This window comes from Uruburuella suis (genome assembly GCF_004341385.1).
Classification (GTDB): Bacteria; Pseudomonadota; Gammaproteobacteria; order Burkholderiales; family Neisseriaceae; genus Neisseria; species Neisseria suis.
In genome coordinates this window covers 1-23,388 of sequence record NZ_SLXE01000026.1, presented here as the reverse complement: position 1 = coordinate 23,388, position 23,388 = coordinate 1, and the positions used below count along the sequence as shown (strand labels likewise).

The following is a 23,388-nucleotide window of genomic DNA, read 5'->3' as shown; positions in this document are numbered from 1 at the left end:
ATCGTATTTTAAAAGCGTAGAAAACGCATGAAAAAGGCCGTCTGAAAACTTTTCAGACGGCCTTTGGCTATTTAATCTTCATCCTGGCTGCGCACCAGCAGCACAGGCACAGGCGATTTACGCACCACCCCCTCGGCCACCGAGCCCAAAAGCAGATGCAGCAAGCCGCTGAAGCCGTGGGTGCCCATCACAATCAAATCCACCTGCTGCTCCGAAGCCGCATCCAAGAGCAAATCGGCAATTTTATCGCCGCCACTCTCCAAAATAGCCGTTTCATGAGGCACTTTGCCCGCATTCAATATGCCGGATGTGTGTGCCAACACTTTTTCGCCGGCCTCTTCCACCGCGCGGCGCAAGGCCAAGCTGTCGCCGAATTCGGCAGTGCCCCAGTTAAACTGCGCCAAATCAACCACATGCACCGCATACACCGAAGCGCCTACTGCCTGTGCCACGTGGCAGGCTTCTTCCAATGCGCGCAATGCCGTTTTGCTGTCATCTACCGGCACCATGATTTTCTGATACATAGCATTCTCCTGGTTAGTCATACAAACGGGTTTGTTTGGTTTGATTTAAGATTAACATAAAACAACTTTGCCGGCAGCATCCGCAGGCCGAATCAATGCTAATATCTGTTACCCAACCACAACACGGAAAAATCATGGCGCGCATCACCGTAGCCGCCCCGCAGGCGGTGCTTTTTCAAACCCGCATCCGGGTGAATATCGGCGACATTAATTATGGCAACCATCTGGCCAACGATGCCGTGTTGCGCCTGTGCCACGAAGCGCGCTTACGCTGGCTTGCGGCGCACGGGTTCAACGAAATCAATATCGGCGGCGCCGGCCTGATTATGGCCGATGCCGCCGTGCAATACACCGCCCAATCGCACCACGGCGACGAATTGGAAATCCGTTTGGGCGCGAACGACATCGGCCGCAGCGGCTTTGCGCTGCACTACGAAATCGAGCGTTGCGGCGATGGGCAAACCATCGCCCGCGCGCAAACCGGCATGGTGTGCTTCGACTACGGCGCACAAAAAGTAGCCGCCATTCCCGAACGCTTCAGAGCCATACTCGAGGCCGTCTGAACGCCTCCCAACCGAGCAAAGGAAACCCTATGAGAAGCTATCCGCACAACAGCCCCGAAGCCATGGCCCGCATTGTCAGCATGTGCATTATGGCCGACAGCGATATCGATGCCAGCGAATTTAGCGAGCTGCAACCGGCTTTTTACGAAGCCATCGGCATCACCCAGCCCGAATTTATGCGTGTGCTCGCCCATTATCTCGAAGACGTAGTGGCCGAAGCGGGCAACGAGCGCATCAACCTGCTCCAGCCCGAGCGCGTCAACACACTTTTGGCCGAAGTGAGCGAGCGGCCGCAGCGCATCAACACCCTCGCCACCGCCCTGCGCATCTGCAAAAGCGACCATGCCCTCAACGATGCCGAGCTGGCTTTGTTCCAACACATCATGCAGCAATGGCAGCTCGACCTGACCGATCTCGAAATCGAAGTCAGCCTGAGCCGCTGAGTTTCAGACGGCCTGATGATGCAGCTTGCGCACTTTGCCGATTATGCCGATGCCTGGCTGCTCAGCTTGCAGCAGCAAGGCAAATCCGCCCACACCTTGGCCGCTTATCGCCGCGATTTAGCGCAGCTCGTGCAATTGCTGCCGCAAGAGCGCCACAGCGAAACGCCGCAACGCCGCCATTTCGTGGCCGCCCTGAAAAAGCTTTCCCAACAAGATGCCCACCCGCGCAGCATGGCGCGCAAGCTTTCCGTGTGGCGGCAATACAGCGATTATCTGGTGGCGCAAACGCTGTTGGCACACAATCCGGCGCACAACCTCAAAGCGCCGAAGCCGCCCGAACGGCTGCCTAAAGCCGTTGAACAAGAAGCCCTCAACCGCCTGCTTGATCAAGACACGCCCGACGACACGCTGGCCGTGCGCGATCATGCCATTTTCGAATTAATGTATGGCAGCGGCCTGCGCTTATCGGAAATCCACGCGCTGGATGTTCACAATGTGTTGCTGCAAGAAGGCTGGGTGAGCGTGATCGGCAAAGGCAACAAACCACGCCGCGTGCCTTTGGTGCAAAAAAGCATTGCCGCACTCAAAGCCTGGCTTGCCGCGCGCGCCGCCATCGCCGGCGAAAACGCCCTCTTCACCAACCGCCACGGCGGCCGCTTGAGCCAACGCCAAATCCAAAACCGCCTGCGCCAATGGGCGCTCATCCAAGGCAGCCCGCAACACCTCTCCCCGCACATGCTGCGCCACAGCTACGCCAGCCATTTGCTGCAAGCCGCACAAGACATCCGCGCCGTGCAGGAATTGCTCGGCCACAGCAATTTATCCACCACCCAGATTTACACCAAGCTCGATTTCGACCACTTGGCGAAAATCTACGATGAAGCCCACCCGCGGGCGAAGCGCAAAAAAGAAACAGAATAAATAAAGGCCGTCTGAAAGCATTCGTTTCAGACGGCCTTTGCACAACTGAAATGTGCTGTATCTGCACCAACAGGCATTTGGTTTGAAGCAAACCAAAAAATCATAACACATTGATTTATAGTTTTATTTTATTGATCGACACTTTTGGCATTTTATATCAAAGCAATATCGCTTCAAAGTATAAACCTTAAAAATAGGCCGTCTGAAAAAAGTTTCAGACGGCCTATGCTCAACGCAATCATCAAACGTCAATATTCTGCGCCACCAGTGCATTGCTTTCGATAAATGCACGACGCGGCTCCACTTCGTCGCCCATCAGGGTAACAAACACTTCATCTGCGGCGATGGCGTCTTCAATGCGCACTTTCAACAGGCGGCGCACAGCCGGATCCATGGTGGTTTCCCACAGCTGCTCCGGGTTCATCTCGCCCAAACCCTTATAGCGTTGGATAGACATGCCTTTTTGTGCGCCGGCCATCAGAATGGCCAGTGCTTCTGCAAAGCTTGCCACCGGCTGCTCGGTGTCGCCTTTAAACAATACGGCATCGTCACCGATAAGGCCGTTGAGCATCAATGCGGTTTGCAACAGCGTTTGATAGGCTTTTCCGGCCAAGAATTTCTGCTCGATATAGCTTACCATCACATTGCCGTGCAGCTTGCGGGTGATTTTGATGAAATAGCTGCCATCTTGCCCGTCAACACGCTCAAGCACCACTTCTTTTTCATCCAGCAGCAGGCGCAGCGTGGCGATGCCGGCATCAGCCGACTCGGCGCTGCACAAGTCGATTTCATCGGCATAAATCAGGGCTTGCAACACCAAATCGTCAATCACGCGGCTTTCTTGCTCAACCACGGCTTTGGCCAACAAAAATTGTTTGGCGACTTTGGCCAGCTCTTCGCCTTCCAGCACGCGGCCGTCTGAAACGATGCGGGCTTTATCCAGCGCCAAGCCGAGTAGAAATTGATCTTTTTCCTGCTCGTCTTTCAAATAGCGCTCTTGCTTGCCGTGTTTGGCTTTATACAAAGGCGGCTGGGCGATATAGATATAGCCGCGCTCCACCAGCTCAGGCATTTGGCGGTAGAAAAAAGTGAGCAGCAACGTGCGGATATGCGCGCCGTCCACATCGGCATCGGTCATGATGATGATGCGGTGGTAGCGCAGCTTTGCGGGGTTGAATTCTTCCTTACCGATGCCGGCGCCGAGCGCGGTAATCAGCGTGGCCACTTCCTGACTGGCAAGCATTTTTTCAAAACGGGCTTTTTCCACATTCAGAATTTTGCCCTTAAGCGGCAAAATAGCCTGAAATTTGCGGTCGCGGCCTTGCTTGGCCGAGCCACCGGCGGAGTCGCCCTCGACCAGATACAACTCCGAGAGCGCCGGATCTTTTTCTTGGCAGTCGGCCAGCTTGCCGGGCAAGCCCAAACCGTCCATCACGCCTTTGCGGCGGGTGATTTCACGCGCTTTGCGCGCCGCTTCTCGCGCTCGAGCGGCATCCACGATTTTGCCGGTGATGATTTTGGCTTCTTGCGGATTTTCTTCCAGAAAATCGGTTAAGGCCTGGCTGATCACTTCGTTTACCACCGGGCCTATTTCGCTCGACACCAGTTTGTCTTTGGTTTGCGAAGAAAATTTCGGGTCGGGCAGCTTCACCGACAGCACGCAGGTGAGCCCTTCGCGCATATCGTCGCCGCTGGTATCCACTTTGGCTTTTTTGGCCACTTCGTTGGCTTCGATATACTGATTGATGGTGCGCGTCATCACTTGGCGCAAGGCGGTGAGGTGGGTGCCGCCATCGCGCTGGGGAATATTATTGGTGAAGCATTGCACGCTTTCCTGATAGCTGTCGTTCCACTGCATCGCCACTTCTACGCTCATGCCCTCTTTTTCGCCAAGCGCGTAAAACACTTTTTCGTGCAAGGGGTTTTTTTTGCGGTTCATGTATTGCACAAAGCCGGCCACGCCGCCGCTGAAGGCAAAATCTTCTTCACGCCCGTCGCGCTTATCGACCAATTTGATGCCGACACCGTTATTCAGAAACGACAATTCACGGATGCGTTTGGCCAAAATATCGAAGTGGTATTCCACCAAGCCGAAAGTTTCTTCGCTGGCGAGAAATTGCACTTTGGTGCCTTTTTTGTCGGTGTCGCCCACCACTTTGAGCGGTGCCACGGCTTCGCCGCGCTTGAATTCGACAATATGCTCTTTGCCGTCGCGGTAGATGGTGAGCCGCAGCCAGTCGGACAAGGCATTCACCACCGACACGCCCACGCCGTGCAGGCCGCCGGAGATTTTGTAGCTGTTGTTGTCGAATTTGCCGCCCGCATGCAGGATGGTCATAATCACTTCGGCTGCCGAGCGGCCTTCTTCGGGGTGGATATCGGTGGGAATGCCGCGGCCGTTATCTTGAATGGTGATGGAATTGTCGGCATTGATGGCCACTGAAATGGTGTCGCAATGGCCGGCCAGCGCTTCATCGATGGCATTATCGAGCACCTCAAACACCATATGGTGCAGGCCGGTGCCGTCTTGTGTGTCGCCGATATACATGCCGGGGCGCTTGCGCACGGCATCCAGCCCTTTGAGCACTTTGATGCTGTCGGCGCCATAATTTTGTTGCTGAGTCATAAGAAATCTTTTCTTAATGATTTTAAACGGATTTTTTTCTCACCCATTTAAAAAGCAGGTGAAAAAACACAGGCGGAACACATTTGCAAAATTTCCGCCAAAAGACTGTGTATTATACCTGATTTTGTTGATTTTTTCAGCCTTTATATACACACAAAGGCCGTCTGAAAACCTTTCAGACGGCCTTTGTATTTAAATCACAGCAGCATGGAAACTGCGTTTAAATCCGCATCGGCATCACAATGTATTTGAAATTGGGATTGTTCGGAATGGTAAACAGCGTGGAGCGGTTGGCATCGCCAAAGGCCAGCTGCATATCGTCGGCATGCACATTGCGCAGCACGTCCATCAAATAGCCGATATTGAAGCCCACTTCCAATTCGCCGCCCTGATAAGCGATTTCGAGCTCTTCGCGCGCTTCTTCCTGCTCGTTGTTGCTGCACAATACGCTGAGCAGGCCGGGTTGCAATTGCAGGCGGGCACCGCGGAATTTTTCGTTGGCCAAAATGGCGGCGCGCTCCAGCGCCCCCAAAAGCTGGGTGCGGCCGACCAAGAAAATTTTGTCGTTATCCAACGGAATCACGCGATTGAAATCGGGGAATTTGCCGTCCACCACTTTGCTCACAATCACCGTGTCGTTGCAGCGGAAGCGCACTTGATTGTTGAGCAGCTCCACCGTAATCGGCTCGCTCGGCTGATTGAGCAGCTTGAAAAGCTCCAACACGGTTTTGCGCGGCAGAATCACTTCAGCTTTGGGCAGATCGGCATCGATGGTGGTAGCCGAAAAAGCCAAGCGGTGGCCATCGGTGGCCACCAAGCGCAGCTGGTCGCCCTCCACCTGCATCAGCAAGCCGTTGAGATAATAGCGGATATCCTGCACCGCCATGCTGTATTGCACTTGCGAGAGCATGTTTTTAAACGCTTCTTGCGGCAGCGAAAAAGCGGCGCTCACGTCTTCACCGATGCTCATCAGCGGAAAATCTTCTGCCGGCAGGGTTTGCAGGTTGAAGCGCGATTTGCCTGCTTTAAGCGTGAGGCGGTTTTGCGCCCAATCCAGCGCCACCAGCGAGCCTTCGGGCAGCGCGCGCAAAATATCTTGCAGCTTTTTGGCATTGGTGGTGATGCGGAAATCTTCGGCATCGCTGTGCGGGCCGTGGGTGTTGATTTGAATTTCCAGGTCGGTGGCCAAGATATTGGTTTGGCCGTGCACGCTCTCCAGCAAAACATTGCTCAAAATCGGCAGGGTGTGGCGCCGCTCGACAATGCCGGTAACGGCTTGCAGGGGCTTGAGTAAGGCATCGCGCTCGGCTTGTAAAATCAACATGGTTATCCCTTCGGCTACATTCAGTTTTGAATCAAAATCAGCAGTTTTTCATAATCTTGGGCGATTTCCGGATCGGCCTCGCGCAATTCGGCAATCACGCGCACACCGTGCATTACCGTGGTGTGGTCGCGGCCGCCGAAGTTGTCGCCGATGGCCGGCAGGCTCAAATTGGTCAGTTCTTTGGTCAGCGCCATCGCCATCTGGCGCGGCCGGGCAATATTGCGCGCCCTTTTCTTGCTGAGTATATCGCTGATTTTGATGCGGTAATATTTGGCCACCGTATCCATAATCAGCTCAACCGTAATCATTTTATACGAGCTGGCCACGATATCTTGCAGCGCTTCGGTGGCCAAATCAATATTAATCGGCTTTTTCAAAAAGCGACTGCGCGCTTCCACCCGTTTAAACGCCCCTTCCAGCTCGCGTACATTGGAGCGGATGTGTTTGGCAATAAAAAAAGCAGCCTGTTCATCCAACACCACGCCGGCGGCTTCGGCTTTTTTTTGCAGAATCGCCACACGCATTTCCAGCTCGGGCGGCTCCAATTCCACCGTCAAGCCCCATGAAAAGCGCGACTTCAGGCGGTCATCCATATCCTCGATTTTGGCGGGCAACACATCGCAAGTGAGGATAAGCTGCTTTTTTTCATTATGGAAGTGATTATACAGATAGAAAAACTCTTCCATCGTGCGATCTTTGCCCTTGATAAACTGAATATCATCGATAATCAGCAAATCATATTGCTTGTATTGCTGCTTGAACACATCATAATTTTTGGTGCGCACGGCATCCAAAAAGCTGCGGATATATTCATCAGAATGCATATAGCGCACTTTGGCGGCAGGATTGTTTTTCAATAATTCGTTGCCCACCGCCTGCACCAAGTGGGTTTTGCCCAAGCCGGTGCTGCCATACAGAAAAAACGGGTTATAACTTTGGCCGGGGTTTTCCGCAATAGATTGCGCGGCCGCGGCCGCCATGCGGTTGCCCTTGCCCTCCACCAGCATCTCAAAAGTATAGTCGGCCGACAAATTGGTTTGCGCATAGCGTTGCGCGGCCAAATCGGCAGCAGCCTCTTTTTTTACTTTGGCATGTTTCTGCCCGGCGGCAGCTTGCGCCTCCTGCTTGCGGCCGCCTTGCTGCTCGGGCAAATGGCGGATGCGGTCGGCCAGAATATCTTGGGCACTTTTAGCCGCTTTGGGCAACGGCATTTGCACCGTTTCCACTTCGGGCAGCGGCACGCTATTACCCATTGCAGCTTGCGCACCTTCATCCGCGGCCATTGCATGGCTTTGACCGCGCCCCACTTTAAACAGCAGCGCCGGCTGATCGGGTGCCAGCTCGGCACGGGCGCGCTCGATGGGCGCAGCAAACTGGTTTTTCAACAGATTGCAGGCAAACTGGCTCTTACCGTAAATCACCCAGGCGCCGTTTTCTTCACCCACCGTCAACGGCGCAATCCAAGTATCAAACTGTTGCGGCGTCATGATTGAGTGGAGGTAGCGCAGGCATTGCGGCCAAAATTCTGCAAGCGTCATATCAAATGCAATTCTTAAAAAGAAACAAACGGCCAAGGCCGCCAAAAACCATTCCCAACAAACCATTCGCCGGTATAGCAGCATGATTTGGCTGTCATTTCAATGAAAGCCACCCGCTGCAAAAGCGATAACACACCAATTGACCGGCGCACATTGCCTCAAGCACCCTGCCGAATGATAGATGTCGGCATACGGCAAAGAATCCGGCCATTATAACCAACTTCACCAGCCACCGCCACGAACATCTTACCGATTCGGCACCGCCCGCATCTTGGCGGTTTTTACGCCAGCCCTTTAAATTGATTAATGATATTGATTGACAAAGCCTGCGATTTGGGGTGTAATTCTCGGTTTGATTTTCAGATAATTTTAGGAAACAACATGAAACGCACTTATCAACCTTCCGTTACCCGCCGCAAACGCACCCACGGCTTCTTGGTTCGCTCGAAAACCCGCGGCGGCCGCGCCGTTTTGGCTGCCCGTCGTGCCAAAGGCCGCAAACGCTTGGCCGTGTAAGGTGAACGCGCGCTTTGGCAAACAGTATCGCTTATTAAAAACGGATGATTTTTCATCCGTTTTTGCATTGCGCAAGCAGCGCAGCCGCCTACTGTTGCAGGTTTTACAATCTGAAAACAACGGCTTTGAGCATGCACGCTTGGGGCTTGTGGTCAGCAAAAAAGCCGCCAAACGCGCCAATGCGCGCAATTATATGAAGCGCGTGATTCGGGAATGGTTCCGCCTGCACCGCCACGAGCTGCCGCCGCATGATTTTGTGGTGCGCGTACGACAGCGTTTCGACCGCAGCAATGCCGCCGATGCGCGCACAGAATTGGCGCAATTGATGCGGGTGAAAAAATGAATATCCCGGCCCGGCTGATGCTGTTGCTGATCCGGTTTTACCAATATGCCATCAGCCCGATGCTGCCGCCACGCTGCCGCTACACCCCCACCTGCTCGCAATATGCGGTGGAAGCCGTGAGCAAACACGGCGCATTCAAAGGCGGCTGGTTGGCACTCAAGCGCATTGCCCGTTGCCATCCTTTTGGCGGCAGCGGGCATGACCCTGTTCCGTAAGCCGCGTTTATCTGTTATTTTATAGCGTTTTAATGAGGCCGTCTGAAAGACACCTCAACCCATTACCACAAGCACCATCAGGAAAAACTATGGATTTCAAACGACTAATGGTTTTTTTCAGCCTTGCGCTGCTGATTCTGCTCGGCTGGGAGCAAATGTTCCCCAGCCCGAAGCCGACTGCCGCACAACAGGCCGCACAAAGCCAACAGCAAACCGCCCCGGCCAATAATACGGCTCAAGAAGCGACGCTCAGCCCCATCACCCCGATCACGGTGACCACCGACACGGTAAAAGCCGTGATTGATGAGAAAAGCGGCGATTTGCGCGCGCTGTATTTGCTGAAATACAACGCCAGCAGCGATGAAGGCAAAGATTTTGTGCTGTTTGACGACAGCAAAGCCTACACCTATGTCGCCCAATCCGACCTGCTCAATGCCAACGGCCAGCTGCTTTTGAAAGATGTGCCGTTTCAAGCGCCGCAAAAGCAATACACGCTCTCCGGCGACCAAGTGGAAGTGCGCCTGAGTGCGCCGGAAACCAACGGCCTGAAAATCGACAAGGTTTACACCTTCAATAAAGGCAGCTATTTAATCAATATCCGCTTCGATATCACCAACCAAAGCGGCCAGCCGGTGAAGCTGGATGCGGCCTACCGCATGCTGCGCGACAGCAGCAAACCCGATGGCGAAGGCTATTTCAACCACACCTACACCGGCCCCGTTCTCTACACACCGAGCGGAAAATTTGAAAAAGTGACCTTCAGCGATTTAGACGATGATTTCAAATCCGGCCGCGACCAAGCCGAATATGTGCGCCGCACCGATTCGGGCTGGGTGGGCATGATTCAGCATTATTTTATGTCGACCTGGATTTTGCAGCCGAAAGACGGCACCAGCGTGTGCACCAACGGCGCTTGTCAAATCGACATCAGCCGCCGTAGCGACAATCTTTATTCAGCAGGCGCCCGTGTGCCGCTGCCTGAAATTGCCGCCGGTGCCACACTGGATTTCCCGATTGAGCTCTATGCCGGTCCGCAAACCACCAGCGTAATCAGCCAAGTGGCCGACAATCTGCAATTGGCCAAAGATTATGGCAAAGTGCATATTTTCGCCTCACCGCTGTTTTGGCTGCTGAACAAGCTGCACGATTATGTCAGCAACTGGGGCTGGGCGATTGTGTTGCTCACCATTATTGTGAAAGCCGTGCTCTATCCGCTCACCAATGCCTCTTACCGCTCGATGGCAAAAATGCGCGCCGTGGCGCCGCGCCTGCAATCACTGAAAGAGAAATACGGCGACGACCGCATGGCGCTGCAACAAGCCATGATGAAGATGTATAAAGATGAAAAAATCAACCCGCTCGGCGGCTGCCTGCCGATGCTGCTGCAAATTCCGGTGTTTATCGGCTTGTATTGGGCGATTTTCACATCGGTAGAGCTGCGCCAAGCGCCGTGGATCGGTTGGATTACCGACCTGAGCCGCCCCGACCCTTGGTTTATCCTGCCGATTATCATGGCCATCACCATGTTTATCCAAACCTCGCTCAACCCGCCGCCAACCGACCCTCTGCAGGCGAAAATGATGAAACTGATGCCGGTGATTTTCTCGGTGATGTTTTTCTTCTTCCCCGCAGGTCTCGTGCTCTACTGGGTGGTCAACAATATTTTGACCATCGCCCAACAATGGTATATCAACAAAACCATTGAAAAACAGCGCAAAAATGGCGTGGTAGTGCCTTAATCTGCATTAAGCAATCACCTAAAAAAGGCCGTCTGAATATTTTTCAGACGGCCTTTTCGCATCATTATGCAGCGGCTTTGTTTCAAGCCGAGCCTCATACCATAAAAATAAAGTAAACAGCCACACAGGTTGAAACGGCATCCTACACAATCCGCACCATTAAAATAAGATTTTATTTCCTTATTTTTCAAACATATAACTAATTTTGCAAAAATCAGCATGCGTATTTTATTTCACAAACCCAAGGCCGTCTGAAACATTTTCAGACGGCCTGTGATATTACAGAAAATACTTTAAGCCCACAAAGCCTGAAAAGCTTTCACCGCAGCGGCCGGATCGGCGGCTTCCGTTACCGCGCGCACCACCGCCAGCGAAGCCGCACCGGCGGCCAGCACTTCGGCAGCGTTGTGCAAATCAATCCCGCCAATGGCCACCACAGGCGTGTTGCCGGCTTGTGCCACATAGCGGCGCAGATTGTCCAGCCCTTGCGGCGCAGTCGGCATTTGCTTGGTGGTGGTCGGAAACACCGCGCCGCTGGCCACATAGCTCGGCCGCACCGCCAGCGCACGATCCAGCTCGGCCACCGAATGCGTGCTCAAGCCCAAACGCAAGCCTGCGCGAGCGATGGCGGCCAAATCGGCATCGTCCATATCTTCCTGCCCCAAATGCACGCCGTAAGCGCCGGCTTCAATGGCTTGCTGCCAATAATCGTTGATAAACAGCTGCGTTTGCGTGCCGGCGCAAGCGGCCACGCAACGCTCGATTTCTGCCCGCAAAGCGGCTCCTTGCAAGGTTTTATTGCGCAATTGCACCGTATCGGCACCTGCTTGCACCATCCGCTCCACCCAATCTGCATCAGGCACCACCGCATAAAAGCGCAAAGGCTGCCGCACCGGTTTAAATGATAATGCTTGCATTGTTTTCCTTTCAGACGGCCTTAGCCGCACAATTTATGTTTCGATTTTAACGCAAAGCGCACACGGCCGCCCGGATACAGCTTTTTTCTTGCCAAACCTGCTGCAAACACCCTTATTGTTGCGACAGCCGTTCAGCCTTGCCGCTATCGCGCCACAAAAGCGCTATTTACAAGGAAATTTTGGTACCTGTCACATATTTATCATCAAAATGGATTAAAATATAAAAAGAATTTTTAAGCTACTTCATATTATCTATACAAGGAAACACCACATGGCTCAGTCCCAATCCACTGCATCCATGACAAAACTGAATTTTATCTTTGCCGCCCTGCTTATCGGCATGGTCGGCTATTTTATCGTTTGGGGCTTGGGCTACACCGGAAATAACCATACTACACTGTTTTTGCTGGCCACTTTATTCGGCGTGTTTATGGCGTTCAACATCGGCGGCAACGATGTGGCCAACTCATTCGGCACCAGCGTGGGCGCGGGCACTTTAACCATTCCGCAAGCCTTGCTGATTGCCGCGATTTTCGAAGTGAGCGGCGCGGTGATTGCCGGCGGCGAAGTGACTGACACCATCCGCAAAGGCCTGATTGATCTAAACGGGATGAATCTCGAGCCAATACAGTTTGTGTATATCATGATGTCTGCCTTGCTGGCAGCCGCGCTGTGGCTGCTGTTTGCCACCAAACGCGGCTGGCCCGTATCCACCACGCATGCCATTATCGGCGGCATTGTCGGCAGCGCGCTGTGCTTGGGCTTTATCAGCGAAGGCGGCGATGCTTTTGCGCTGATCCAATGGCCGAAAATGGCGGAAATCGCCGCTTCGTGGGTGCTTTCTCCCGTGCTTGGCGGCCTGGTTTCTTACTTGCTGTTTAGCCAAATCAAAAAGCATGTGCTCGACTACAACACCAGCGCGGAAGAAAATCTGAAAGCCATCAAGCAAGAGAAAAAAGCCTATAAAGAGCAGCACCGTGCATATTTCGAAGGCTTGAGCGAATCAGAAAAAATCGAATGCGCCTCTGCCATGGCGCGCGATGCACAAATCTACGGCGATGCCGATTTTGACCCGAGCGAGCTGGAATCTTCTTATTATAAAGGCCTTTATGATATCGACCACCGCAAAAGCGGCATCGATGCCTATAAAGCCCTGCATTCCTGGGTACCGATTATTGCTGCCATCGGCGGCATGATGATTTCCTCTATGCTGATTTTCAAAGGTTTGAAAAATCTGCATTTGGGCATGAGCACACTCTCCAGCTTCCTCACCATTTTCATGATCGGCGCCGCCATTTGGATGGCCACCTTTATCTATGCCAAAACCTTAAAACGCAAAGATTTGGGCAAATCCACGTTTTTGATGTTCAGCTGGATGCAGGTATTTACAGCCGCCGGCTTCGCCTTTAGCCACGGCGCCAACGACATTGCCAATGCCATCGGCCCGTTTGCCGCGATTATGGATGTGTTGCGCACCGGCGACATCAACTCGCAATCACCGATTCCGCCCGTGGCCATGCTCACGTTTGGCGTTGCCTTGATTGTGGGCTTGTGGTTTATCGGCAAAGAAGTGATTCAAACCGTGGGCACCAACTTGGCCAAAATGCACCCCTCTTCAGGCTTTACCGCCGAGCTCTCTGCTGCTGCCGTGGTGATGATGGCTTCGTTGATGGGCTTGCCTGTGTCGAGCACCCACATCTTGGTAGGCGCAGTTTTGGGCATCGGCTTGGTCAACCGCAACGCCAACTGGGCGCTGATGAAGCCGATCGGCTTAGCTTGGGTGATTACCCTGCCGGCAGCCGCCAGCCTTGCCGTTATCTGCTTTCTCGGCCTGCGCGCGGTGTTTTAACCTTATCACCCATTTCAATTCATCTGCAAAAAACCGCCTGTTGCCAAGCGCACCGGCGGTTTTTTCATTTATGCCAAACATAAAATAATACCAATTCAAAAAAGTAAGCTAACAAGGCGGCGAGCCGAAGACAGTACAGATAGTACGGCTAGGCGAGACAACGAAGTTAGGTTATTTTTTTGGATTGGTATAAGGCGTAATGCTCATTCAAAAAAAGTAAGCTTACAAGACGGAAGCCTGCGACAGCACAGATAGCACGGCTAGGCGAGCCAACGCAGTTAGCTTATTTTTTCGAATGGGTATGAAACCTTTCAGACGGCCTTTGCCACAGCCTAATCCAACTTACAAATCCGCCGCCACGCGTTTGATTTCGCGCCACAAAGCTTCTTCTTGCCTGGCGATTTCGCGCAGCTTGGCGGCCACTTCTGCATAGCCGCCGCTTTTGGGCTTGCGGCATTGGCGCACGGCCAAGCTGGCAAAGGTGCGCCATTCATCGCCGATAGCGGTCATTTCTGCCGAGCAGCTTTGCAGCTTGGGCGCATTCAGGCGCTCGGCGGCCTGCTCGAGAAAATAAGCGTAGATATAGCGAAAACCCGCGCCACCGGTGCCGATTTCTTCCTGCATGCGCACAATGTGGCCGAGATAAAGCTTGCCATAAGCTTCGTCGGTGCTGCGGGGCAGCGCCTCGATTTTGGCCGCCAGCGTGCCCATGCCGCGCACGCCGGCAAACCACACCGGCGGCAGCATTTGGCGGGCGTTTTTCAACAAAGCCTGCCGGATGATGCCGCGCATGTCCAGCCCGCTTTCAGACGGCATGTGCGCCGCATCCACGCAATACATCAAGCCCTTGGCCGCCAGCGCGCCTTTGGCAAAACGGGCGCGCTGTAAATCTTGGCGGCTGCAGCGCTGCACGTTTTCAAACACCGGGTCGCTGATCAAATAATCATCACCATCGCGGCCATATACCAAAAGATTGTGCGCATTGAAATGAAAACGCATTTCCGCAGGAAAATAAGGCAGCCAATACACCGATGTTTGCAGCCCCACCAGCGCGCCTTCATCCAGCGCCCGATCGAGCGCGGCCATGCCCGCTTCGGGGCGGGCAAATTTCTGCATCTGCAGCCGCAGGCCGAGCGCGCGGCTTGTGCGGCGGATAATGCTTTTGGGCAGCGTGCGGTAGGCAATCAGCGGCATGCCGGCCATTTTCACCAGCGGAATATAGGCAAAGCTAAGCGCCGAAGCGAGGCCGAACACCATGGCTTCGTTGAAATCCAGGCCGTGGTGGCGCAAAAGTGCCGACATCACGCCGCTTTCGCAATGAGCGGTTTGCCGGTGGTTAAAATGCGGTGTGTTCATGGCGGGGTTGGCGGATTTCATCGGGGGTTAATTGGAAAGCTTCGGCATATTTGGCCAGCGTTTTGGCGCTGATTTTGGCAAACACGGCCACGCGGAAATGGCGGCGCAGCTGCCAGCGGAATTGGCCGGTGGCAGCGGCCAGGCTGGCTTCATCGTGGCGGTAGCGCCACATCAGATAATAAAGCGCCGAATGCGTGCCGGCCTGATAAGCCTGCCAAGCCGCTTCGGTTTGCACGTCAAACGCCTGCACCGCCTGCTCGGTGGCAAATGATTCATCATCCCAGCCGCTGCTCTGCCCTGCTACATAATGGCCGTTGCGGGTGGCATACACCACTTTTTTCTGGCCGGCAAAAATTTTGCTGCCGTGCTGGGGAATGTCTTTTTCATCCATTTCAGACGGCCTCGAGCAACATAAAACAAGATGAAAAGCGCCCGCTCTCGGGGATATAGCACAAAATTTTCTCGCCTTTTTGCGCGCGGCCGCTGCGGATAAATTCATCAAGCATGATATAAATCGAAGCCGAGCCGGTGTTGCCTTTTTCGGGCAGATTGGTAAACCATTTCTCAAAGCCCAGCTCAAAGCCCACATTTTTCAGTCCCGCATACACTTTGTCGCGGAAATAGCCCGAAGAATAATGCGGCAGAAACCAAGCCACTTCTTCGGCGTTTAGCGGGTGGCGCGCGCGCGTGTGGTGCAGCGCTTTTTCCACCGTGTAGCCGACAATATGCTCATTGAGCAGCTTCACATCCTGCTTGATGCTCATCAGGCTGTGCGCATCGCAATAGGCTTGCCGGTGCGCTTTCCAGCCGCTGAACACGCCGTTTTGCATTTGGCCGCCGGCATACATGCAGGGCGGCATTTCGTTAGCATACGACACCAGCTCGATCCAATGCACTTTAAACGATGGGCCATCTGAAAGCGGCGCGTTGCTCAAACACACGGCTCCGGCACCATCGGAGAGCATCCAGCGCAGAAAATCTTTTTCAAACGCAATATCGGGCTTGGCATCGGCCAGCTTTTTCACATCGATTTCCGGCTGAAACGCTTCTTTGCGCATAATCGCCGAGGCCGCTTCCGCCGCACAGGCCACAGCGCGGCGGTGCTCGCCGGTGCGCACGGCATGATAGGCATACTTCATCGCCGCCATACCGGCCACACACACACCCGCCGCGCTCAACACCTCATAAGGCGGCGCATCGTGCAAAAGGCCGTGCACCATCACGCCATGCCCGGGCAGAATCTGGTCGGGATAAGACGTGCCGCAGGCCAGCGCGCCCACTTCGTTTTTCGGCAAACCTTGTGCAAACAAAGCCTCCACCGCAGCGGCGGCCAGCTCTGCCGTGGTGTGGGTGGCGGCACGGCTGGCCGGATCGATGGCGTAATGGCGGCTGCGGATGGCGTTTGAGCGCAAAATCATCTGCCGCACACGCGAAGGCGTGTCACCCACCATGCCCAGCACCGCTTCCATTTCATCATTGCCCACCGGCGCATTGGGCAGGAAAGCGGCGCTGTGGGTGAGGTAAACTTCTGATAATGTGTTCATTTTATGGCTCTTGATGCAAAGTTATCATTCGCCCGAAGGCTGGCTGAAATAGACTTTCTGGCGGCGGATTTTATCGGCCAGCAAAGGCGCAAACAAGCGCTTGAGCAGCGCGCTCACCGGCACCACCGTGAGAATAATCGCCACCAAAAACACCACATAAAGCGCCAACACCACACGCCGCAGCAGCGGCGACACCCGCCCTGATGCCATCAGCAATTTGCCCCACAAATAAAAGCTGCGCGCGGCGGCGGTTTCGCTGAAAATCAGCCGCTCGTTGATTGTCACCGCGCCCATGCCACGCAACATCGGCTGATCGCTTTCAGACGGCCTGTGCAAACATTCGGCCACACGCGCGCCGAAGCGGCCGCAATCGGCGATTTCCGCTTCGGCAATGCCCGCTTTGGGCAGCCACTCAGCGCCCTGCTGCTTGCCGGTGAGCAGCCACAAAGGCGTGGTAACAAAGCTCCAGGCGCTACTGCAGGCATCGATTTTCACCACATTATCGATGAGCTTTGCGCCGGCATCGGCCAGCAAGGCTTTCATTTTTTCCTGCGCCATCAACCACATGTTGCGGCAGCCGATCAGCGTCATCACCGAAGCGCCGCGCAAAATCGGCTGCGCGGCCGGATGCTGCACAAAAGCCGTTATCGGCTGCGCAGGCGACAAAAACCACACCGTGTAGGCAATCACCACCAAATCATAGCGCTCATGAGCAAATTGCGGCGCTTCAATCGGCGCCGGCTGCAAATGCACGGTTTCGGGAAAGGTGTTGAAAAAGCGCCAAAAAGGCCAAGGAAAAGGATAAGCCTGCTGCGGCAGGATGGCGCAATATTCCACTTCGGCGCCGCTTTGGCGCAAGGGTGCGGCAAACGCTTCCACCATGCGCGAGAGCTGGCCGGTTTGGGAATAGTAAACGATGAGCACTTTGGGCGCGTGCGTGTGTTCGGCGTTCATATTGCATACATTTGTTAAAATTTGTTGCGATTATACCCGAAGCCACGCCCAATCCCGCTGCAAATTTTCAGACGGCCTGGAATGAAGATTCAAGGCCGTCTGAAAAATCGCAGCATCGTTCAATAAAACCCGGCCTCGCCTTCGGGCCGCGTTTTGAAGCGCTTGTGCAGCCAGAAATATTGCGCCGGCTGCTCGCGCACACGCGCTTCGATAAAGTCGTTCATGCGCTGTGTGTCGACGGCGGCATCGTTGCCGGGGAAATGTTCCCAAGCCGGATAAAAGCGCAGGCTCACCGTGTTGTCGGCTTCGCGGGTGGGAATGGCGGGTATCACTTTGGCGCCGGTCATCGCGGCGATGCGGCTCAAGCCGGCAATGGTGGCGGTGGGAATGCCGAAAAAGTCCACAAAAATCGAATCGGCGCGGCCGAAATCCTGGTCGGGCAGATAAAGAAACGGCGCATCGCTTTTGCGCAAATGCTTGATAATCGCGCGCAAGCCTTCGGTGCGGCCGATGAGAAACACATTATTGTAGCGGTGGCGGCCTTTTAAAATCTGCTCGTCCATGGCTTTATTTTTCTGATGCGAATACATGCTCACCAGCGGCACATCTTGATTGAGCGTGTACACCGCCATTTCAAAAGCGGTGAAATGCGGGTAGAGCAAAATCACTTTTTCGCCCACAGCCAGCGCCTCATCGAGATAATGTTTATCCTGATAGCGCACCAGCTTTTTCAAGCGGGCCGCATCTGCATACCAATAAAGCCCGTATTCGCACAATAATTTGGCCATGTGCTGAAAATGGCGCTTGAGCACTTTTTTGCGCTCGGCTTCATTCCATTCGGGATAACACAGGCGCAGATTCACCTCGCCCACTCTGCGGCGCGGCGCCACAGCATAATAAGCCAGCGTGCCGATAAAATCGGCCAGCTTGTGGATGGCGGCAAAAGGCAGCAGCTGAATCAGATAAAGAATAAAAAAGGCAAATTTCATAAGCAACTTTTCAGACGGCCTGACATATCAGCGGCTTATTATAGATGAACTTAAGGCCGTCTGAACAATCCGCCTCAAAATGCGCCTTTCAGACGGCCTCAATCAAACTGCGCACGCCGATAAACACCAACACCAAGCCAAACCCTGCCGACATCAAGCGGCGGCAGAGCGGCGCGGCCAAATATTTGCGGGCGGCATGGGCGGCAAAGGTATAAGCCGCCATCACCGCCGCCACCGCCAACACAAACCATGCCGACAACACCAGCAGCTGCCCCTGCGGCCCGATAGCAGCGGAATCGCGCACGAATTGGGGCAGAAAAGCCAGCAGAAAAATAATCGTTTTCGGATTGATGAGCGTGATGAAAAAGCCTTCTTTCGCCGCTGCCACCTGCCGGCCTGTATCAACTTTCAAGCCGCCGGGAAAACGGCGCGCATCCGCCAACGTGCGCAGCCCCAAATAAAGCAGATAGAGCGCCGCCGCTATATTCAACACCGCCACCAGCCGCGGCGATGCGGCCATGATTTCGCCCAAACCGATGCACACCAGCAGCAGTAAAACCACATCAGCGAGCAAAATGCCCGCTGTCACCTTTATGCCCTGCTGCCAGCCGCCGGCCACCGCACTCTGTATGGTCAGCATCATGGCAGGGCCCGGCAGCGCAGCCACCATGATGCTGGCCAGCAGGAAATAAAACATCAGGCTTAAGCTCATTTATCATTTCCTTTAAAACAGATAAATGCAAAACAAATAAATGAAGATCTTTGCACAACTTCCTTTCCGTCGCTCCTGTGCAGGCAGAAGCCCAGCCTGAGGCGCAGCTTCAGTTGTCGAGCAGGTAGCCGCCATCAAAATATGATGAATCAATTATTTGATGTTATAGTGGAATACAAGAAAAAGTGATACAAAACTACGCTCTATAACGGAGTAGCTTGGGTTGAAAACCCAACGTTTCAGACGGCCTGTGGGCTTGTTGGGTTTTCAACCCAAGCTACTCCGTTATGCCACTTTATTTGTGTGAGACAAGCAAAGCGCTGCTCTGCACTGGGCGCCCGCCTGCGCGGGTGCGGCAGCTATCTGGTTTTGCAAAGTTCTCAAATGGCCTGTTTAAATCTTGTTTAAAATCTGCATGGTTTCCGAATGCTGCGCTTTCACACATTCCGTATCCGTTATGAAAACGATGAATACCGGCGCTGCGCAGGTCGGATGCTTGAATCCGGCCTGCGGCGGCCAAACATAATCATCATATTTTGTGTCCGCTAAAAAATCAACTCATTAACATCATTTCAATAATAGATTCAAAAAATAATTCGGATAAAAGGCCGTCTGAAATATTTCAGACGGCCTCTAACATTTAAATTATTTTTAATTTACAAAGCCTTGCTCCATCAACCAGGCCGACATGCCGGCTTTCATATAATGGTTTTTGTGCGCCATCATGCAAACCAAGTCCCACTTTTCAGACGGCCTACGCTATTGCCCGCACCAGCCCCGCTAAAAAGCCTTCTCCACGCTCACAAACCATTGCGCGCTCGAGCGCGAATAAAAGCTCGGCATATTGCTGTCGATTTTCAGATAGCGGAAATTCAGCTTCGGCACCAAGCCTTGCCAAGCCAATTTATTGTGCCACAGCGCCGCGCCGGCGTGATATTCCTTGTCGCGGCGCGGGTAGCCGTAGAAATCGTTATCCGCTTCAAAATCGCGCAACACATAGCGCAGATTGGTGCGCGCGCCCCAATTTTTGCCGGCATACACCGCGCCGATGCGGCCGCCCTTGCGCTCGGAAGATTCGGCCTTGTCGCGCGTGTGGTCGCGGCTGTAATCCGCGCCGCCAAAGAGCAGCCATTGCGGTGCAGCCTGCCAAATCAGCGTGCCCGAAAGCTGGTTGAACGCACCATTATGGCGCTTGGCCACCTCTTCTTCGGCATAGCGGCGCTGCATATGCGTGTAGGCGGCCGAAGCCTGCCAGCGTGCATTCAGGCGGCGGCTGTAATCGAGCGTGGCGCCGAATTGGCGGCTGTAGCGCGCGCTGCCGAGCCAGTTTTGCTCCACAAAAGGCGCCACGCCCGCATTTTGGTGGAAATCTCGCCAACGGTAAGCGCCGCCCAAGCGCAGGCTTTGCTCGTTATAAGCCTGGTTATCCCAATAATGCACGCCGTCAAAGCCCGCATCTGCGCCGATAAAATGATTGCCGTCCACATTCATTTCGCGCCCCAGCCCCACGCCGTAGCGCAAACCGTGTGCCGATTGCGGCAGCGATTCTTCGTTTTTCACAAAGCGCACGCCATTGAGCACAATATCGCGTTCGGCCGAAGCATTGTTCACATTATCGGTTTGCTCGTATTGTAGATTGATTTGCGGCTGCCAGCGCTGCTGCCGCGCAATTTCCGCCTGATAGCGCTCAACCAGCTGCTGCATCGGCTCTGCCAGATCAGGCTTGGCACGCGCAAGCTCGGCATCGGCTTCGCGGTATTGGCGGTTTTCAAATAGCATTACGCCCAAATCAAAGCGCGGGTAAGCCAAATCGGGCTGCTGCGCCAAAATGCCGCGATAAAGCGCAATCGCCTCGGGATAGCGCTGCTGCGAACGCAGCCATGCCCCGCGCGCATAATCATAAAGCACCGCATCATAGCCCTCGGCCTGCGGATAAAGCGCCAGCAATTCGGCCAGCAAATCCCATTGCTGCGCCATCAAGGCCCGATTAATCAGCGCCGTGGCCAGCGCCGCATTGCCGCGCACTTCTTCCGCACTCAAAGCCGTCGCCGGCTTTTGCTGCTGCAAAGCCGGCGGCTTCAATAAGTTTTCAGACGGCTTGGGCGGCTCGGTTTGCTCGAAAAACACCGGCTCGGGAATGACTGAATCCGGCAGCGGTAAGGGCGCATCAGCGGCATAAACCGGAAAAACCGCAAGCGCCAGCCACCATGCCGGCTTTTGCCCCTTAATATTGAGTTTATACATTTTGAATATTGTTCTGATTAAATAAGGCCGTCTGAAATATTATATCTTTCAGACGGCCTGAGCAGTTAGAAAAGCTTATTTGATGATTTCGCCGCGCTGTCCGCCGAAACCGATTTTGCCATCATTTCCAACATTGTCAAACAATGCAGAGCCTGCTATTTCCTCTGCCTTCGGACCGAACAAGCCGAGTGAATATTTGCCATTCACATAACCCCATGCACTATCCCCAGCCTGCGCAACTCCGGCAATACTCATAAGTGATTGACCGCCTACATTGATTTTCGCCAATTTCCCTTCCAGCAACCCAATCGAACCGGCTGCTAAAATATCGGCTGAAGCATTACTGTTGCTCAAACCGCTAATCATGCCTGAACCTGTGCGGCTGCCAAAATTAATCGTATAACTCAGATCACCTAATACATCGGCTGCATTCATCGCCTTACCGAGATAAGTGGCCGAACCCAACGTTGGAAGAGCATGCTCTTGGGTGGCTAAACCTGCAATTTCAGTGATGTCAAAGGTTTTATTTGAGCTGCTATAAACAGAAGAACCGTTATAACGCGTTAAATCATTTGCTTCACCCCCACCAATCACAATTGAATAAGGTTGATTGTAGAGCTTTTCATAGCTATAGCTTTTTCTTTCTTCACCATATTTGCTGACAACACCATTTACTATAGATGTAGAAACTGAAGAGGCAGAAGCCACGCCGCCATTTCGTTGAGAAAAGCCCTCAGAAAAATAATCACCTTTTGCATTTATCGCCTCATCGCGAATAAAGCTGGCCAATGCAACATCAATATCATTATTTGCCACATTTGTATGATTAGTCGCGAATGATTGAGCCAGCTCATTACTTAAACCCGCCTCATGAGCCAACTTAACCAATTCAACTTTTTTGGCGGCTATCCGTTCAGCTTCTTCCGCTGCAGCTTTTTCAGCGGCAATACGTTCGGCTTCTAAACGGGCTGCTTCTTCTGCCGCAGCTTTTTCGGCGGCGGCTTTTTCGGCGGCGGCTTTTTCGGCAGCGGCTTTTTCAGCAGCAGCTTTCTCGGCGGCGGCTTTTTCAGCAGCAGCTTTTTCAGCAGCGGCTTTCTCGGTAGCGGCTTTTTCAGCAGCAGCTTTCTCAGCAGCAGCTTTCTCAGCAGCAGCTTTCTCAGCAGCAGCTTTCTCAGCAGCAGCTTTCTCAGCAGCAGCTTTTTCGGCGGCGGCTTTTTCAGCAGCAGCTTTTTCAGCAGCAGCTTTCTCGGCGGCGGCTTTTTCAGCAGCAACTTTTTCGGCAGCGGCTTTTTCCGTTTCAGTTTGTTCAACTGTCGTATTACTGTTTGGCTTCACCACCCCTGATGTGCCGCTACTGCCGCACGCACTCAGGCTTAACGCAATCACGGTTAATGCTCCGATTGTTTTTAAAGACATTTTTAGTTCCCTTGTTTAAAGATTTAAGCTTTATTTACACTACCTGACAAGCACTCACATTATCAATTATTTAATTTATTATTTCAAGCAAATGATTACGAAATGTCGATGCGGCTATTGATAATGCCTTCATGCATTCCAACCAAGATAAATCCGAATTCAGCAAAAGGCTGCGCTTTGCGCTTGAGCAGGCAGGCATGGCTGCGCTTTCTACCGGTGATTTGGCCAACCGCTTTAATCTGCGCCACCCGAATAAATCGGTTACGCCGCAAGCTGTGCACAATTGGCTGATCGGGCAATCTATTCCTACGGCGGATAAAATCGACACTTTGGCCAAATGGCTGGGCAGCACACCGGAATGGTTGCGCCACGGGCGTATGTCTCACGGGGATGGGGCTTTAGCGCAGGAAGAGCTTTTGCTGTTGCAGCTGTTTCGTGACTTGTCGCCGGAAAAACAAAAAGCTTTGCTGATGATGTTGCATGAATTCCGTTGAATACCCATGAAAAATGCCCCAACAAAGGGGCTTTTTGTATTTATCAAAACAGGCCGTCTGAAAGCGTGAACTGCACCCCAAAAGTTGGACACCCCCATCCAACCCATAAAGGTGCAGTTTTCTTATGAACAAATATACCGTAGACTTCAAATACCAAGCCG

General features: G+C 53.4%; 22 protein-coding genes. 9 read left to right on the top strand and 13 right to left on the bottom strand.

The features are described from left to right. Positions 1-71 precede the first annotated feature (71 nt). On the bottom strand, positions 72-524 hold the full coding sequence (locus EV680_RS09240) for a universal stress protein (protein ID WP_132954457.1): 453 nt from the start codon (positions 522-524) through the stop codon (positions 72-74). Positions 525-658: 134 nt separating this feature from the next. Here EV680_RS09240 and EV680_RS09235 point away from each other — a divergent pair, with 134 nt between their 5' ends. The 3 genes from EV680_RS09235 to EV680_RS09225 are packed head-to-tail and all read left to right on the top strand — an operon-like array spanning position 659 to position 2,451. Next, the gene (locus EV680_RS09235; RefSeq protein WP_132954456.1) at positions 659-1,087 is read left to right on the top strand and encodes an acyl-CoA thioesterase; all 429 of its coding nucleotides are present in this window, start codon (positions 659-661) and stop codon (positions 1,085-1,087) included. A 29-nt stretch (positions 1,088-1,116) separates the two neighbouring features. Then, positions 1,117-1,530, top strand: coding sequence for a tellurite resistance TerB family protein (locus EV680_RS09230; RefSeq protein WP_132954455.1), 414 nt, complete (start codon positions 1,117-1,119; stop codon positions 1,528-1,530). A gap of 15 nt (positions 1,531-1,545) precedes the next feature. Next, the gene (locus EV680_RS09225; protein ID WP_132954454.1) at positions 1,546-2,451 is read left to right on the top strand and encodes a tyrosine-type recombinase/integrase; all 906 of its coding nucleotides are present in this window, start codon (positions 1,546-1,548) and stop codon (positions 2,449-2,451) included. A gap of 241 nt (positions 2,452-2,692) precedes the next feature. Here the strand turns inward: EV680_RS09225 and gyrB are convergent, their stop codons facing one another. From gyrB to dnaA, 3 genes are all read right to left on the bottom strand, one after another. Further along, on the bottom strand, positions 2,693-5,077 hold the full coding sequence (gene gyrB / locus EV680_RS09220) for a DNA topoisomerase (ATP-hydrolyzing) subunit B (protein ID WP_132954453.1): 2,385 nt from the start codon (positions 5,075-5,077) through the stop codon (positions 2,693-2,695). Between the two features lie 220 nt (positions 5,078-5,297). Continuing rightward, entirely contained in the window at positions 5,298-6,401 is a 1,104-nt protein-coding gene (gene dnaN, locus EV680_RS09215) for a DNA polymerase III subunit beta (RefSeq protein ID WP_132954452.1), read from the bottom strand. 20 nt (positions 6,402-6,421) lie between these two features. Further along, positions 6,422-7,939 (bottom strand): chromosomal replication initiator protein DnaA, encoded by a 1,518-nt coding sequence (dnaA, locus tag EV680_RS09210; RefSeq protein ID WP_132954451.1) that lies wholly within the window; start codon positions 7,937-7,939, stop codon positions 6,422-6,424. Between the two features lie 381 nt (positions 7,940-8,320). On the opposite strand from dnaA, the gene rpmH reads away from it, so the two are divergent. The 4 genes from rpmH to yidC all read left to right on the top strand — a co-directional run bounded on the left by rpmH (position 8,321) and on the right by yidC (position 10,752). After that, positions 8,321-8,455, top strand: coding sequence for a 50S ribosomal protein L34 (rpmH, locus tag EV680_RS09205; RefSeq protein WP_004283944.1), 135 nt, complete (start codon positions 8,321-8,323; stop codon positions 8,453-8,455). Between the two features lies 1 nt (position 8,456). Continuing rightward, complete coding sequence (gene rnpA / locus EV680_RS09200; RefSeq protein ID WP_132954450.1) at positions 8,457-8,798, top strand: ribonuclease P protein component; 342 nt, start codon at positions 8,457-8,459, stop codon at positions 8,796-8,798. Continuing rightward, positions 8,795-9,013, top strand: coding sequence for a membrane protein insertion efficiency factor YidD (yidD, locus tag EV680_RS09195; RefSeq protein ID WP_132954449.1), 219 nt, complete (start codon positions 8,795-8,797; stop codon positions 9,011-9,013). The genes rnpA and yidD overlap by 4 nt, the downstream gene beginning before the upstream one ends. Before the next feature lie 89 nt (positions 9,014-9,102). Beyond that, entirely contained in the window at positions 9,103-10,752 is a 1,650-nt protein-coding gene (yidC, locus tag EV680_RS09190; protein ID WP_132954448.1) for a membrane protein insertase YidC, read from the top strand. 293 nt (positions 10,753-11,045) lie between these two features. On the opposite strand, the gene thiE is transcribed toward yidC, so the two are convergent. Beyond that, positions 11,046-11,669, bottom strand: a complete 624-nt coding sequence (gene thiE, locus EV680_RS09185) for a thiamine phosphate synthase (protein ID WP_132954447.1) — start codon at positions 11,667-11,669, stop codon at positions 11,046-11,048. 271 nt (positions 11,670-11,940) lie between these two features. Between thiE and EV680_RS09180 the strand changes: the two genes are divergently transcribed. Continuing rightward, the gene (locus EV680_RS09180) at positions 11,941-13,518 is read left to right on the top strand and encodes an inorganic phosphate transporter (protein ID WP_132954446.1); all 1,578 of its coding nucleotides are present in this window, start codon (positions 11,941-11,943) and stop codon (positions 13,516-13,518) included. 342 nt (positions 13,519-13,860) lie between these two features. Here EV680_RS09180 and darH read toward each other — a convergent pair whose 3' ends face one another. The 8 genes from darH to EV680_RS11955 form a co-directional block, all read right to left on the bottom strand. Then, positions 13,861-14,874, bottom strand: a complete 1,014-nt coding sequence (darH, locus tag EV680_RS09175) for a BtrH-related acyltransferase DarH (protein WP_132954445.1) — start codon at positions 14,872-14,874, stop codon at positions 13,861-13,863. After that, positions 14,855-15,265 carry a DarG family dialkylresorcinol biosynthesis protein gene (locus tag EV680_RS09170; RefSeq protein WP_132954444.1) on the bottom strand — a complete coding sequence of 137 codons (411 nt, stop codon included), beginning with the start codon at positions 15,263-15,265 and terminating at the stop codon, positions 14,855-14,857. Before EV680_RS09170 ends, darH begins: the two co-directional genes overlap by 20 nt. A gap of 1 nt (position 15,266) precedes the next feature. Then, positions 15,267-16,418 carry a beta-ketoacyl-ACP synthase III gene (locus tag EV680_RS09165; RefSeq protein ID WP_132954443.1) on the bottom strand — a complete coding sequence of 384 codons (1,152 nt, stop codon included), beginning with the start codon at positions 16,416-16,418 and terminating at the stop codon, positions 15,267-15,269. Positions 16,419-16,442: 24 nt separating this feature from the next. Beyond that, on the bottom strand, positions 16,443-17,372 hold the full coding sequence (locus tag EV680_RS09160; RefSeq protein WP_132954442.1) for a dialkylrecorsinol condensing enzyme: 930 nt from the start codon (positions 17,370-17,372) through the stop codon (positions 16,443-16,445). Between the two features lie 119 nt (positions 17,373-17,491). After that, a complete protein-coding gene (locus tag EV680_RS09155; RefSeq protein WP_132954441.1) occupies positions 17,492-18,361 on the bottom strand; it encodes a lipid A biosynthesis lauroyl acyltransferase in 870 nt (289 codons plus the stop codon). Positions 18,362-18,449: 88 nt separating this feature from the next. Further along, positions 18,450-19,073, bottom strand: coding sequence for a LysE family translocator (locus EV680_RS09150; protein WP_132954440.1), 624 nt, complete (start codon positions 19,071-19,073; stop codon positions 18,450-18,452). A gap of 780 nt (positions 19,074-19,853) precedes the next feature. Further along, on the bottom strand, positions 19,854-21,317 hold the full coding sequence (locus EV680_RS09145) for a surface lipoprotein assembly modifier (RefSeq protein ID WP_132954439.1): 1,464 nt from the start codon (positions 21,315-21,317) through the stop codon (positions 19,854-19,856). A gap of 75 nt (positions 21,318-21,392) precedes the next feature. Next, positions 21,393-22,733: a factor H binding protein domain-containing protein gene (locus tag EV680_RS11955; protein WP_165870932.1), complete on the bottom strand. Its 1,341-nt coding sequence runs from the start codon at positions 22,731-22,733 to the stop codon at positions 21,393-21,395. A 131-nt stretch (positions 22,734-22,864) separates the two neighbouring features. Between EV680_RS11955 and EV680_RS09135 the strand changes: the two genes are divergently transcribed. Then, a complete protein-coding gene (locus EV680_RS09135; RefSeq protein ID WP_132954438.1) occupies positions 22,865-23,227 on the top strand; it encodes a helix-turn-helix domain-containing protein in 363 nt (120 codons plus the stop codon). Positions 23,228-23,388 lie beyond the last annotated feature (161 nt).